General features: G+C 66.9%; 14 protein-coding genes. 5 read left to right on the top strand and 9 right to left on the bottom strand.

The window, feature by feature from the left end; all coding sequences use genetic code 11:
- Positions 1–159 precede the first annotated feature (159 nt).
- Positions 160–1,533, top strand: coding sequence for an FAD-dependent oxidoreductase (locus tag H7J73_RS14160; RefSeq protein WP_264068072.1), 1,374 nt, complete (start codon positions 160–162; stop codon positions 1,531–1,533).
- Here the strand turns inward: H7J73_RS14160 and H7J73_RS14165 are convergent.
- From H7J73_RS14165 to H7J73_RS14185, 5 genes are all read right to left on the bottom strand, one after another.
- The gene (locus H7J73_RS14165) at positions 1,530–2,450 is read right to left on the bottom strand and encodes a cation diffusion facilitator family transporter (protein WP_264068073.1); all 921 of its coding nucleotides are present in this window, start codon (positions 2,448–2,450) and stop codon (positions 1,530–1,532) included. The two genes, H7J73_RS14160 and H7J73_RS14165, sit on opposite strands and share 4 nt — an antisense overlap.
- Before the next feature lie 15 nt (positions 2,451–2,465).
- Positions 2,466–3,692 carry a mannose-6-phosphate isomerase, class I gene (gene manA, locus H7J73_RS14170; protein ID WP_264068074.1) on the bottom strand — a complete coding sequence of 409 codons (1,227 nt, stop codon included), beginning with the start codon at positions 3,690–3,692 and terminating at the stop codon, positions 2,466–2,468.
- Between the two features lie 13 nt (positions 3,693–3,705).
- A complete protein-coding gene (locus H7J73_RS14175; RefSeq protein ID WP_264068075.1) occupies positions 3,706–4,785 on the bottom strand; it encodes a TobH protein in 1,080 nt (359 codons plus the stop codon).
- Positions 4,782–6,194 carry a phosphomannomutase/phosphoglucomutase gene (locus tag H7J73_RS14180; RefSeq protein ID WP_264068076.1) on the bottom strand — a complete coding sequence of 471 codons (1,413 nt, stop codon included), beginning with the start codon at positions 6,192–6,194 and terminating at the stop codon, positions 4,782–4,784. The genes H7J73_RS14175 and H7J73_RS14180 overlap by 4 nt, the downstream gene beginning before the upstream one ends.
- A gap of 130 nt (positions 6,195–6,324) precedes the next feature.
- On the bottom strand, positions 6,325–6,759 hold the full coding sequence (locus H7J73_RS14185) for a DUF3499 domain-containing protein (RefSeq protein ID WP_264068077.1): 435 nt from the start codon (positions 6,757–6,759) through the stop codon (positions 6,325–6,327).
- Between the two features lie 89 nt (positions 6,760–6,848).
- Here H7J73_RS14185 and H7J73_RS14190 point away from each other — a divergent pair, with 89 nt between their 5' ends.
- On the top strand, positions 6,849–7,340 hold the full coding sequence (locus H7J73_RS14190; protein WP_435405493.1) for a metallopeptidase family protein: 492 nt from the start codon (positions 6,849–6,851) through the stop codon (positions 7,338–7,340).
- Positions 7,341–7,349: 9 nt separating this feature from the next.
- Here H7J73_RS14190 and H7J73_RS14195 read toward each other — a convergent pair whose 3' ends face one another.
- Positions 7,350–7,718, bottom strand: a complete 369-nt coding sequence (locus H7J73_RS14195; protein WP_435405494.1) for a WhiB family transcriptional regulator — start codon at positions 7,716–7,718, stop codon at positions 7,350–7,352.
- A 400-nt stretch (positions 7,719–8,118) separates the two neighbouring features.
- Here H7J73_RS14195 and cofD point away from each other — a divergent pair, with 400 nt between their 5' ends.
- Genes cofD through H7J73_RS14210 form a run of 3 tightly spaced genes read left to right on the top strand, consistent with a single transcriptional unit; the run spans position 8,119 to position 11,017 of the window.
- Positions 8,119–9,114, top strand: coding sequence for a 2-phospho-L-lactate transferase (cofD, locus tag H7J73_RS14200; protein ID WP_264068078.1), 996 nt, complete (start codon positions 8,119–8,121; stop codon positions 9,112–9,114).
- Entirely contained in the window at positions 9,111–10,484 is a 1,374-nt protein-coding gene (locus tag H7J73_RS14205) for a coenzyme F420-0:L-glutamate ligase (protein ID WP_264068079.1), read from the top strand. Before cofD ends, H7J73_RS14205 begins: the two co-directional genes overlap by 4 nt.
- Complete coding sequence (locus H7J73_RS14210; protein WP_264068080.1) at positions 10,481–11,017, top strand: NUDIX hydrolase; 537 nt, start codon at positions 10,481–10,483, stop codon at positions 11,015–11,017. The genes H7J73_RS14205 and H7J73_RS14210 overlap by 4 nt, the downstream gene beginning before the upstream one ends.
- Before the next feature lie 12 nt (positions 11,018–11,029).
- Here the strand turns inward: H7J73_RS14210 and manB are convergent, their stop codons facing one another.
- The 3 genes from manB to rfbD are packed head-to-tail and all read right to left on the bottom strand — an operon-like array spanning position 11,030 to position 13,928.
- Positions 11,030–12,127 carry a mannose-1-phosphate guanylyltransferase ManB gene (gene manB, locus H7J73_RS14215; RefSeq protein WP_435405495.1) on the bottom strand — a complete coding sequence of 366 codons (1,098 nt, stop codon included), beginning with the start codon at positions 12,125–12,127 and terminating at the stop codon, positions 11,030–11,032.
- Complete coding sequence (locus H7J73_RS14220; protein WP_264068081.1) at positions 12,128–13,030, bottom strand: glycosyltransferase family 2 protein; 903 nt, start codon at positions 13,028–13,030, stop codon at positions 12,128–12,130.
- A 10-nt stretch (positions 13,031–13,040) separates the two neighbouring features.
- Positions 13,041–13,928 carry a dTDP-4-dehydrorhamnose reductase gene (gene rfbD, locus H7J73_RS14225; protein WP_264068520.1) on the bottom strand — a complete coding sequence of 296 codons (888 nt, stop codon included), beginning with the start codon at positions 13,926–13,928 and terminating at the stop codon, positions 13,041–13,043.
- Positions 13,929–13,961: the final 33 nt, after the last annotated feature.

Consider the following 13,961-nt stretch of genomic DNA (forward strand, 5'->3'; position numbering starts at 1 on the left):
GACTATAGATAAGATTTTGTCGACCGTCTAGACACAGAGGCATTATTTGTAAAGTAGACGGTGACACCGCCCGACGAATGACTGGAGGTCATACTCCCGTCACCGTTGCCCAGCCGATTCCCAGCAAATGTGGGCGGTACCGCGCGTAACGTCGCGAGCATGGGGAGGACCAAGGAACAAGACGCCGTGGTCATCGGCGCCAGCATCGCCGGGCTCTGTGCCGCACGGGTGCTTTCCGACCACTATCGACAGGTCATCGTGTTCGAACGCGACGAACTGCCCAGCGCTCCCGCGCAGCGCGCGGCGGTACCTCAGGGCCGGCACGTGCACCTGCTGATGGCACGCGGCGCCGCCGAATTCGACGGCCTTTTCCCCGGCCTGCTCGACGACATGGTCGCGGCCGGTGTGCCCATGCTGGAGAATCGCCCGGACTGCATCCACTTTGGTGCAGCCGGCCACGTACTGGGCACCGACCACACGCTCCGCAACGAGTTCACCGCCTATGTACCGAGCCGGCCGCATCTGGAATGGCAGATCCGGCGGCGGGTGGAGGCCATCCCCAATGTGCAGATCCGGCACGTCGGCGTCGCCGAACCCTGCTACTCCCCCGCCGAAGAGCGAGTGACCGGTGTTCTGCTGGACGCCAACGATGTCGAGTCCGCCGAGGACACCGCCGTACCCGCAGATCTTGTGGTCGACGCCACCGGTCGCGGTACCCGCTTGCCGGTGTGGTTACAGCAGTGGGGTTTCGAGCGGCCACCCGAGGAGACCGTCGACGTCGGGATCGGATACGCCAGCCAGCAGGTGCGAATTCCGGCCGGACTCATCGAGGAAAAGGTGGTGGTGGCCGGCGCCTGCCGCGAGCAGCCACTCGGCCTCGGGATGCTGTACTACGAGGACCACACCTGGACCGTTACCACCTTCGGGATCGCCAAAGTTGAACCACCACAAAGATTTACGGAGATGTGCGCGCTGGCCGACGATATCCTGCCTGCACACGTGAGCGCCGCGCTCCGCGCCGGCACCCCGGTCGGCGACGTGGCATTTCACAAATACCCGGTCAGCAGGTGGCGCCGCTACGACAAGCTCAGCCGCTTCCCAACCGGGATCATTCCGTTCGGCGACGCCGTGGTCAGCTTCAACCCGACCTTCGGCCAGGGCATGACGATGTCGTCGATCCAGGCCCGCAACCTGCGCACAGTACTGGAATGCGGTGACTCGGACATCGCCACCCGGCTGGCCAAGGCCACCGCGAAGACGACCTATCCGGTGTGGACGATGACGGCCATCGGCGACCAGGTCCTGCACCTGGCGCCGGGCCCGAAGCCGTGGTGGTACGGCCCGGTCGGCGGTCTGTTCGACCAGTTTCTCGGTGCAGCGGAGACGGATCCCGTTCTGGCCGAATGGTTTCTGCGGCGTTTCAGCCTGCTGGACAGCCTCTACATGGTCCCATCACCGACATTGGTCAGTCGGACGGTGCGGCACAACATGCGGCTGTGGTGGGCGCAGCGAGCCCACGCCAAAGCCGGTTAGCCGGTCAGCGCCCGGTCCAGATCCGGTTCCAGGTAGATCACCCGCGCGGCGGGAACAGCGGCGCGGACGGCGGCCTCCGCAGCGTTGATGGTCGCTGCCACCGTGGATAACTCGGTGGTCGGCGCGAGCGCGATCTTGGCGGCCACCAACAATTCGTCGGGTCCCAGGTACTGGGTGCGGATGTGGATCAGCCGATCGACGTGCTCGGTCTGCTCCAACGCCTGCCGAATAGCCTGGTCCTCCGCACTGGTGGCACCCTCGCCGATCAGCAGGCTATGCATCTCGACCATCAGGATCACCGCGATGACACCGAGCAGGACGCCGATGGCCGCGGTGCCGATACCGTCCCAGACCGGGTTACCGGTCAGCACCGTGAGACCGACACCGGCCAACGCAAGGACGAGCCCGATCAGCGCGCCGGTGTCCTCGAGTAGCACGACCGGCAGTTCCGGGTTGCGGGAAGTCCGGATGAACCGCCACCAACTGCCGTCGCCTTTCAGCGGCCGGGATTCGACCATCGCGGTGCGAAAGCTGTACGACTCCAACAAGATTGCAACCACCAGTATCACAACGGCGACCAACGGCGAGGTGAGTTCCGCGGGGTGCGAGATCTTGTGATACCCCTCGTAGAGGGCGAATACCGAACCCAGGGTGAAGAGTACGAGCGCCACCACGAAGGAGTAGAAGTACCGGCTGCGACCGTACCCGAACGGATGCAGGGCATCGGCCTCCCGGCGGGCCTGGCGCTGCCCGAACAGCAGCAGCGCCTGATTCGACGTATCGGCCACGGAGTGCACCGCCTCAGCGAGCATCGACGAGCTCCCGGTGATCAGGAAGCCGACGAATTTCGCGACGGCGATGCCGGCATTGGCCGCCAGTGCGGCCACGATGGCACGGGTACTCCCGGCAGTCGACATGGTGGCGCTCCTCGCTCAAATACCTACGGTCGCCCGAAACAGTTGGGTCGGGCGGTCTGCGACCAGTCGGATGGGCCCGTCGTCGGCGGATACCCAGGCTGCCGCGCCGCGCTCGAGCGTCAAGGTGTCCGACTTCGCCCGCACGACGGCACCGCCCTCCGCGCACACCAGGATCTGCGGTCCATCATGACGACAGGGAGCGTCCACTTCGTGGCCGAGGTTCTCGCCGTCGAGCCGCAGCACCGAAACAGCGAATTCTACTGCCGGGGTGAGGTATTCGAGATCGAACCCCTCCTGGTCGAGTCGTGGATGCAGCGACTCCGCCGAGGCCGGCGTGAAGTCCAGCACCCGCAGCAGTTCCGGCACATCGACGTGCTTGGGGGTCAACCCCCCACGTAACACGTTGTCGGAGTTCGCCATCACCTCGAAGCCCACACCACGCAGGTAGCTGTGCAGATTTCCGGCGGGCAGGTAGATGGCTTCGCCAGGGGCGAGCTGCAACCGGTTCAGCAGCAGGGCGGCCAGCACGCCCGCGTCGCCGGGGTAGCGCTCACCGAGTTCCAAGACCGTCCTGGCTTCGTCAGCGAATTCGGTTGCACCCGAACGCAGATAGTTCACCGCCCCGTCGAGGACGGCGGGCACCAGCGCATCGAGGTCAGGTTGCGGCGCGGTAATCCAGGTGGTGAACAGCGTCCGAAGACCGTCAGCCGCGGACTGGCCGACCAATAGCTCGACGAAGGGATCGAGTTCCGGCACCGCCAGCGCCCGCATCAGCTCCACGGTCCGGGCCACCGGCCGGAATCCCGCCAACGCTTCGAACGGCTCGATCGCGACGAGCAACTCAGGTTTGTGGCTGCGGTCACGGTAGTTGCGGACCGGCGACGACAACGGGACGCCCATCCGGTCCTCGTTCTGGTATCCCACCACCGCTTGTTCGGTACTCGGATGGGCCTGCAGCGACAGCGGCTCGTCGGCGGCCAGCACCTTCACCAAAAACGGAAGCACGTCGCCGAATCTGTCCCGGACCGACGGCCCGAGCTGTCCCTCGGGATCATCGCGCAACACGTCCAGCAGCGAACGTTCGCCGTCTTCGGTCTCCACGAACGCCGGGTCTGCCGGGTGAGCTCCCAGCCACAACTCTGCTTCCGGATGCGCGGTGGGCGCCGGACGGCCCGTGAAATCGGCGATCGCCGTGCGCGATCCCCAGGCGTAGGTGCGGATAACTCCGCGTAGCAACTCCACTAGCTCTTCCCCGTCATCCCCGCGCCAGCCGTAGGTACACGGCTGCCATTTCCACCCGCACCGCGAGCATCGCCAACTGCTGCTCGGGCCGGCCGGTATCCACCGGAGCCGATATCGGATCCGGCACATCTTCCACCCCGACCACATCGACGTCCCCCAGGCCGGCGACTCGCGCCACCACCACCTGACGCTCCGCGGCCATTGTCAACGCCAACACCCGCAGCCGGTCAGGCAGCGGGCCGTCCAATTCCTCGTCGTGGAACAACGCCTGCACAGAATCGACATCTCCGGAGTTGTCCGACCGCAGGGCGACCAAGGCATCGGCCAACCCGGCGGCACCGACCGCCTTGTGGGCGATCCGCAACAGCACCGCGGCACCGTGTCTGGCCAGAGCGAGCGTGGCCGCGCTGTCCCCGGTCAGCACTACGCTGCGGCCGGTCATCCGGTCGGCGAGGGCCTTGGCCGCGTTGGTGAACACCTCACGACCGGCACTGTTGCGCAGTGCTTCCGCGTCCAGCTGATCGGCGAGGGACATCAGGTCCACCGCAGCTGCCGACCGGGAATCCAGCGCCTGCATCGTCGCCAATCCCGCGGCCAGATAGCGGCACAGACCGAAATCATCGGGTACCCACAGCCGCGGTGCCAGCACGGCCGCCCGGCCCGCCGTCACATCGCGCAGCGGACCTTCGTGTGGCGCCGCGATGACGACGCTGGATCCCCGCCGCACACCGGTGGCCGCCGCGGCGACCAGCGCTGGGTCGGCAGGATCATCGCCGGCGATGACGAGGACGTCGAGGGGGCCGATCCACGGCGGCGTCTCGGCGGCCACGACGATCGGCTCGGCGGCAGACCCACCGAGGACTGCAGTGAGCATGGCGCCGGCCGAAGCGGCGGCGCCCCGGCCGGAAACCCAGATAACCGAGCGCGGCCGTTGATCGCTGCGCAACGATTCCAGCGCGCCTTCGGCGACGGCGGTGGCGGTGGCCCGTACCTGGGCGCCTGCCATCGACGCCGCGCGCAACAAGCCCTCGCGGTCCGCGGCGATGAGCCCCTCGGTGTCGTCGAGATCTATGCCGGCGCGCAGCGCACTCATGGCACCGCCTGCCTGCGGGCGTTCGTCTCGACGATCTCGGCTGCCACCTGCTCGACGAGTGCATTGACTTCGTCAACGGTGCGGGCCTCGACGTTGAGCCGTAACAGGGGTTCGGTGTTCGACGTCCGCAGGTTGAACCAGCTGCCGTCCCCGAGGTCGACCGTGACGCCGTCCAGGTGGTCGATCGAATGAATCCGGGTACCAAAGCTTTTCAGCACTGCCTCGACGCAGGCCGGGGCGTCGGCGACGGTGTAGTTGATCTCACCGGATGGCTCGTAGCGCTGGTAGTCGGCTGTCAGTTCCGACAGTGGCCGGTCCTGCCCGCCGAGTTCGGCCAACACATACAGTGCAGCCAGCATCCCGGAGTCGGCCCCCCAGAAGTCGCGGAAATAGTAGTGCGCCGAGTGCTCGCCGCCGAAGATGGCTCCGGTCTCGGCCATCAAACCCTTGATGTACGAGTGGCCGACCCGCGACCGAATGGCCGTGCCGCCCCGTTCGATGACCAGCTCGGGTACGGCGCGCGAGGTGATCAGGTTGTGGATGATGCTGGCGCCGATCTCACGATGCAGCTCGCGCGCGGCGACCAGGGCTGTCACCGCAGACGGCGAGACCGGCAGGCCCCGTTCGTCCACCACGAAACAACGGTCGGCGTCGCCGTCGAAGGCCAGGCCGATATCGGCGCCGGTTTCGACGACGAACTTCTGCAGATCGACCAGGTTCGCCGGATCGAGCGGGTTGGCCTCGTGGTTGGGAAACGAGCCGTCGAGCTCGAAGAACAGCGGGAGCACCGTGAGGGAAGGAATCGCCCCGAGCACTGCGGGCGCGGTGTGACCGGCCATGCCGTTACCCGCGTCGACAGCCACCCGGAGCGGGCGCAGATCGGTGACGTCGACCAACGACCGCAGGAACTGGCCGTAGTCGGCTAGCACGTCCTGGTCGGAAAGCGTGCCTGCCGGGCCGTCGAATTCGGGTACGCCCGCGACGACTTCCTCACGGATGGTGGAGAGGCCGGTGTCCTGTCCGACGGGCTTGGCGCCCGCTCGGCACAGCTTGATGCCGTTATAGGCAGCCGGGTTGTGACTGGCGGTGAACATCGCCCCCGGACAGTCCAGATGTCCCGACGCGAAGTACAGCTGGTCGGTCGAGGCGAGCCCGATGCGGATGACATCCAAGCCCTGAGCCGTGACACCGGCAGCAAACGCCGCAGCCAGAGCTGGGGAACTCTCCCGCATGTCGTGGCCGATGACCACCCGGTCGGCGCCATGGGCCTCGTCGCGCACCAATCGCGCAAACGCGCCACCGACCTCGGAGACGAAGGCTTCGTCGATTTCCTCGCCGACGAGACCACGCACGTCGTAGGCCTTGATGACACGGGCAACCGACTCAGCGGACCTCACGGACAGCGACATCAACAGCACTCCTGACGGATGGACTTTGCACGCCAGCCTAGCCGTTCGACCCGTCGGGTTACGCCGTCAAATCCGCGCACTGGGCTTTACCTCGGTACAACCTCGGGGGTGCGAACGAGTCGACCGCGGCTCAGTCGGTCAGGTCGGGCAGCACCCGGAGATGACCGCGCCTACGGCCGGCACCGCCAGGCCGGTGTGCTGGCGCCGCCAGCACACCCGCGCCGGTCACGGACGCATGCACCGTCGGGTGGCCGACCGGATCGGAGAAGCCGTTGACGGGAGGACCCGAGGGCAACCCGTCCCGGCCTTCACGCACCGCGTCCGCCAAGGCCACCAGGTCATCCTCGTCGGGATGAGTGGGCAGGGGGCCGGCGTGGCGCACCAGCTCCCACCCGCGGGGGGCGGTGATCCGGCCGGCGTGGGTGACACAGAGATCCCAGGAGTGGGGCTCGCGGACGGTGGCCAACGGGCCGACGACGGCCGTCGAATCCGAGTAGACGAACGTCAGCGTCGCCACCGCATAATGCGGGCACCCGGGCCGGCAGCAGCGACGGGGAACATTCACGTTCGTGAGGCTATCGTGCGGAAACCCCCGCAGAGTGCCGGACACGCGCACCTGTCACCGTGGCGATGTCGAACCGTTACGATCGCCCGGTGGCTGATTCCCCCAGCTCTCGACGCGGCCGCGCAGGCATCCGGTCGGCATCCCGGCACGGTCGCGAAGTCCGAGGCCCGCTGCTGCCGCCGACGGTGCCGGGCTGGCGCAGCCGCGCCGAGCGCTTCGACATGGCAGTGCTGGAGGCCTACGAGCCGATCGAACGGCGGTGGCAGGACCGGGTTTCGACACTCGATGTCGCCGTCGATGAGATTCCTCGCATCTCGCCGCGAGATCCCGAGAACGTGCAGTTCCCGCCGGAAGTGGTCGCGGACGGGCCGATCGCGCTGGCCAGACTGATCCCAGCGGGTGTCGATATCAGGGGAAACGCAACGCGGGCGCGAATTGTATTGTTCCGCAAGCCCATTGAGCGCCGAGCCAAAGACTCGACCGAACTGACCGAACTGTTACACGAAATCCTGGTTGCTCAGGTCGCCACATACCTTGGCGTCGAGCCGTCCGTTATCGACCCGACGATCGACAACGACTGACGGCTCAGGTCAGATAATTCCGCGCTTGAGTCGACGACGCTCCCGCTCGGAGAGTCCACCCCAGATGCCGAAGCGCTCATCGTGGGCCAGCGCGTAATCGAGGCACTGGTCCTTCACCTCGCAACCAAGGCAGATGCGCTTGGCCTCACGGGTGGAGCCGCCCTTCTCGGGAAAGAAGGCCTCTGGATCCGTTTGCGCGCACAATGCGCGGTCCTGCCATTGGTTCTCTTCGGATTCCGGTTCCAGTTCGTAGCTGTCGGCCACCAAACTCAAATGCGGCCGGGCCGGAGTCTCCGGGGTCAACGGGATCATGTTGGTATGGGCCGTGTTTCCGATTGCGGCACTACCAATTGCGCCAACAAGGTGCTCATAGGACATGTTCCGCCTCCTCACCTTGGTTTCATCAATGCTGAATGTGCCCCACTATTAATCTCCGGTCATTCCAATTCGAACATACGATCGAATCTCGGTCTGCGACACCGGAACCGGCAGCCCAACCGGGAAATGACACTGATGTGATTAGACACGGGTTAGCTGCAGAGGTCAAGGGGGAGAACTGGAATTCATACCATTGACCGCCGACAATTCCGTGTGTCGGTCCCTGGGCGTGTCGGGACTGTGATCTTACAGTGACCCCGAGGGGCTACCAACCGGTGATTGAACCTACCGGGTCGCCAGGGCCGCGCGCGACACACCCCCACTCCGCCGTCCATGGTTCGAACTCCTCCACCCTGCTCGTTCCTCGCAGCGCATCGTCGTCCGACTAGTGTCATTCGGTGTGAAGGTGACCGTTCTCGTCGGCGGCGTCGGCGGCGCACGCTTCCTGCTGGGCGTCCAAAAGCTACTCAGGCAGGGCCAGTTCGCCGACCCGGTCGGTGCGCAGCACGAACTGACCGCCGTGGTCAACATCGGCGACGACGCCTGGATGCACGGAGTGCGGATCTGCCCCGACCTGGACACCTGCATGTACACCCTGGGCGGCGGAATCGACCCCGAGCGAGGCTGGGGCCACCGGAACGAGACCTGGCACGCCAAGGAGGAACTGGCCGCCTACGGTGTGCAACCCGACTGGTTCGGCCTGGGCGATCGCGACCTGGCCACGCATCTGGTGCGCAGCCAGATGCTGCGGGCCGGTTACCCACTGTCCGCGGTGACCGAGGCGCTGTGCTCGCGCTGGACGCCCGGCGCGCGGCTACTCCCGGCCAGCGACGACCGCAGTGAAACGCACGTCGTCATCACTGATCCCGAGAGCCACGAGCAGCGGGCCATCCACTTCCAGGAATGGTGGGTGCGGTATCGCGCCGGGGTGCCCACCCACAGCTTCGCCTTCGTCGGCGCCGAAAAAGCCACCGCGGGGCCGGATGTCGTCGACGCCATCATGGCCGCCGATATTGTCTTCTTCGCCCCGTCGAACCCGGTGGTCAGCGTCGGCGCAATCCTCGCGATCCCTGGTATCCGGGGCGCGCTGCGCTCGACCACCGCGCCCGTGGTCGGGTACTCACCGATCATCGGGGGAAAACCGTTGCGCGGGATGGCCGATGAATGCCTCACCGTGATCGGCGTCGAGTCGACATCCGAAGCGGTCGGCCGGCACTACGGTGGCCGATCGGGAACGGGCCTGCTGGACGGCTGGCTGATCTCCCAAGACGACCATGCCGAGATCGACGGTGTCGCAGTCCGTTCCATCCCCCTGCTGATGACCGAACCGTCCGCCACTGCGGCGATGGTGCGCGCCGGCCTCGAGTTGGCCGGCGTCTCGACGGAGGGCCTGTGAACAGCCTCGGCCCTCAAGGCGGCAACGAACACGGGGCCGCGGCGGCCATCGAGATCCTGCCGGTGCCTGGCCTTCCCGAGTTCCGCCCCGGTGACGACCTGACGGCGATACTCGCCGCCGCCGCGCCGTGGCTGCGCGACGGGGATGTGGTGGTGGTCACCAGCAAGGTGCTGTCCAAATGCGAGGGCCGGATCGTGGCGGCGCCGTCGGATCCCGAGGCCCGCGACGACCTGCGGCGCAAGCTGATCGACGGCGAGGCGGTGCGGATACTGGCCCGCAAGGGCCGAACCCTCATCACCGAGAACAACCTCGGCCTCATCCAGGCCGCGGCCGGTGTCGACGGTTCGAATATCGGGACCTCCGAATTGGCGCTGCTTCCGGTCGACCCCGACGGGAGCGCCGCCCGGCTGCGCAGCGGGCTCCGCGAAAGCCTCGGCGTCTCAGTCGGGATCGTCATCACCGACACCATGGGCCGAGCCTGGCGCAACGGTCAGACCGACGCCGCCATCGGCGCGGCAGGCATTCCGGTGCTGCATGGCTACGCCGGCGCGGTGGACAAACACGGCAATGAACTGTTGGTCACCGAAGTCGCCGTCGCCGACGAGATCGCCGCGGCGGCCGACCTGGTCAAGGGGAAGCTGACCGGCATCCCCGTCGCGGTGGTGCGTGGACTCACCCTGACCGACGACGGCTCCACGGGACGCAATCTGCTGCGCCCTGGCGAGGACGATCTGTTCTGGTTGGGCACCGCCGAGGCCATCGACCTCGGCCGTCGGCAGGCGCAATTGCTGCGGCGCTCCGTGCGGCAGTTCAGCCCGGCGCCCGTCGAACCGAGCGTCATCGAGGGTGCTGTCGCCGAAGCGCTGACCGCGCCAGCGCCGCACCACACCCGTCCAGTACGATTCGTCTGGCTACAGTCCCCGCAGCGGCGAACCGCGTTACTCGATCAGATGAAACAACAGTGGCGCACCGATCTCCGCGGCGACGACACACCGGCAGAGGCGATCGAACGCAGGATCGCCCGCGGCCAAATCCTCTATGACGCACCAGAAGTGGTGATCCCGTTCATGGTTTCCGACGGCGCCCACAGCTATCCGGACGCGGTCCGCACCGCGGCCGAGCACACCATGTTCACCGTGGCGGCGGGCGCGGCCATCCAAGGTCTACTGGTGGCGCTGGCGGTCCGCGGGGTGGGTAGCTGTTGGATCGGGTCCACCATCTTCACCCCCGATCTGGTGCGCTCCGAACTCGACCTGCCGCTGGACTGGGAACCGTTGGGCGCCATCGCCATCGGGTATCCGCCCGAGGAAGATGCGGCCGGCCGGCCCCGCGAGCCTGCGGTGGTGGACAACCTGCTGCTACGCCGATGACGTTGCGCGACTCGGTGATCGACACCCTGACCGAATGGTCGGCCCCCGACCCCGGCCAGGATTCAGTGCGCCACGCCGTGTTGGCGTTCGTGATGGCCAGAGCGGATTGCTGTGCACGCGAATGTGAACCGGGGCACGTCACCGCATCGGCGGCGGTGCTTGACGACAGCGGTACCCGGGTACTGCTGACGCTGCACCCGCGGTTGGGCCGTTGGGTTCAACTCGGCGGACACTGCGAGATCGGCGACGCCGACATCGGCGCGGCCGCACTCAGGGAGGCCACCGAGGAATCCGGTGTCGCCGGCCTCACGTTGGGGCGCCTGGCTGCGGTTCATGTACACCCGCTGACGTGCTCGCTGGGTCTGCCGACTCGGCATCTGGACCTGCAGTTCGTTGCCTACGCGCCGCCGAGTGCCGAGATCGCGATCAGCGATGAGTCACTGGATCTGCAGTGGTGGCCCGTCGACGGATTGCCGCCGGGCACCGATGCCGCACTGGAGTATCTGGTCGGTCGCGCAATCGCCGCAGCGTGATTCGCGCCGAGGTCAGATATCGCTGGAGTAGCGGATACCGAGATCCGGCACCTTGACGCCCGGCCATACCCGCGCGCCGCGCAGCAGCTCGCAGCGCGCGCCGATATCGGCACCGTCGCCGATCACGCCGTCGCGGATCAGCGCACGCGGACCGATGCGGGCACCGAACCCGATGATCGAGCGCTCGACCGTCGCGCCGGCCTCGATGTGTGCGCCGTCGAAGATCACGGCACCATCGAGCCGAACGCCCGGGCCGATCTCTGCGCCACGGCCTACCACGGTGCCGCCGATGAGCAGCGCACCGGGAGCGACAGACGCACCGTCGTGGACGAGGAACTCACCGCGGGGCTTGGTCAGCGCCGGTGAGGGCGCGATACCGCGGACCAGATCCGAGGACCCGCGGACGAAGTCTTCCGGAGTGCCCATATCGCGCCAATACGAGGTGTCGACGTAGCCGCACACCTTGAGACCGTCGGAGAGCAGTGTCGGGAAAACCTCACGTTCGACGGACACCTCACGATCGCGTGGGATCCGGTCAATGATCTCGCGGTTGAAGACGTAGCAGCCGGCGTTGATCTGGTCGGTCGGCGGATCCTGGGTCTTCTCCAGGAATGCCAGCACCCGGTTGTCGCCGTCGGTGGGCACGCAGCCGAACGCCCGCGGATCGCTCACCCGCACCAGATGCAGCGTCACATCAGCCTGGTGGCTGGCGTGGTGATTGAGCAGCTCACCTAGGTCGGCGCCGGAGAGCACATCGCCGTTGAAGATGATGGCAGTGTCGTGGCGCAGTTTGGGGGCGACGTTGGCGATACCGCCGCCGGTACCGAGTGCCTCCTCTTCGAAGACGTACTCGATCTGCAGCCCCAGCTTGGATCCGTCGCCGAACTCGGCCTCGAACACCGCGGCCTTGTACGACGTGCCCAGGATGACGTGTTCGATACCCGCGGCTGCGATCCTGGCCAAAAGGTGGGTCATGAACGCCAGCCCGGCAGTCGGCAGCATCGGTTTGGGCGCCGACAGGGTCAGCGGACGCAGCCGCGTGCCCTTTCCGCCGACCAAGACGACGGCGTCGACCTTCTTGGGATCCAGCGTCGCACCGGTATCTGCCATTTAGTGCCCCCCGTTCATCCGTTCGCGGCGTGCTTTGCGGACTGCCAATCGACTGCGAGCGACAAGCGCGATTTTCATCGCAACCCGAAGAGGGGCCCTTTGCCAACCCGCATGTCGATCCGACAGGTAAGTGTAGGTACTGGTGTGATGGGCCGCGAGGTTTCGTGCGGGGTCTTTGCCGGTGGAGTGACCTTTGTCATGCAGGATCTCCGCTGCAGGAACATAGATGTTTTGCCAACCGGCCCGGCCGAACCGGTCACCGAGATCGACGTCTTCCATGTACATGAAGTAGCGCTCGTCGAATCCACCTATCGACTCGAATGCCGCGCGCCGCACCAGCAGGCACGATCCCGAGAGCCAACCGACCGGTCGTTCGCTGGGTTCGATGCGTTCCTGACGGTAGGCCGCGGTCCACGGGTTGCGTTTCCACACCGGCCCGACGACAGCGTGCATCCCGCCACGGATGATGCTGGGCAGGTGTCGCGCCGATGGGTAGACCGAACCGTCGGGGTCCCTGATCAGCGGTCCGAACGCCGCGGCCTGCGGCCAGCGCTCGGCCGCCTCCATCAGGGCGTCGATGCTGCCCGGACCCCACACCACATCCGGGTTGACGATCACCACGAACTCCGAAGCACCGGCCGTCGATGTGGCGTCCAGCGACGCCACTGCGAGGTTGACCGCACTGCCGTATCCGAGGTTGGCGCCGGTGCGCAACAACCGGACATTGTCAAAACGCTCGACGGCGGCCTCCGGCGCGCCATCGGTGGAACCGTTGTCGGCCATCACCACATGCACGGGCCGATCGGTCGCCAACGTCAACGACGACAGAAACCGCTCCAGGTGCGAACCCGGTGAGTACGTCACTGTCACCACGGGCAGGTCATCGGGGTCGGACGCGCTCACGGCGTAGAGGTTAACGGTCCCCCGCAGCGGCGACGGTCAGGGCTGCGTGCAGGGCGTCCCGCCAGGGTCGCGGTGGCGCGATCCCGGCCGCCGTCGAGAGCCGGCTGCCCAGCGCCGAGTAAGCCGGCCGGGCGGCCGGCCGCGGGTTGGTCGCAGCGCTGACCGGCCGAACCAGGTCCGGGTCGGCGCCCACCGCCGCGTAGACGGCCCGCCCCTGTTCGAAGCGGCTCGTGCTGCCGTCGCCTGCGGCATGCAGGATCGGTTCGTGGATATCGCCGCGCGCGATGCGCAGCAGCGCGGTCACCAGGTCTCCGACGTAGGTCGGCGTCCCGATCTGATCGTCGACGAGTTCGACGGGCTCGCCCCGAGCGGCGCGCCGTCGCATCATCGCGACGAAATCACCACCGGCACCGCCGGTATACACCCACGAAGTCCGCACCACAGTCGCCTCGGGCAGGGCTCGCAGCACCGCCAGCTCACCGGCGAGCTTTGTGCGGCCGTACACCGACAACGGCCCGGTGTCGTCGTCGGGTTCGTACGGTCGCGCGGTGGTGCCGGGGAACCTGCCGCTGAACACGTAGTCGGTGGACAGGTGGATGAACCGGGCGCCAACCCGGGCGCAGGCCTGCGCAAGGTTCTCCGCACCCGCGACGTTGACCTGATACGCCCTGGTCTCATTGCTTTCGGCGGCATCCACATCGGTATAGGCAGCACAGTTGATCAGCACCGTCGTCGCCCCGGACACGGCGTCGACGACGCGGTCGATGGCCACGGGATCGGTGATATCGCACTGCGCTGAGGTCAGGGCGACGACAGTGCCGCCACGGCGCGCAACCTCTGCCGACAGGAACCGGCCGACCTGTCCGCCGGCACCCGTGACGACGATCCGGTCGGCGATCAGCTGGTCTTCTGGCACACCGCAGAGTCTGGC

This window comes from Mycolicibacterium komossense, assembly GCF_025822605.1.
In the GTDB taxonomy this organism is placed as follows: Bacteria; Actinomycetota; Actinomycetes; order Mycobacteriales; family Mycobacteriaceae; genus Mycobacterium; species Mycobacterium komossense.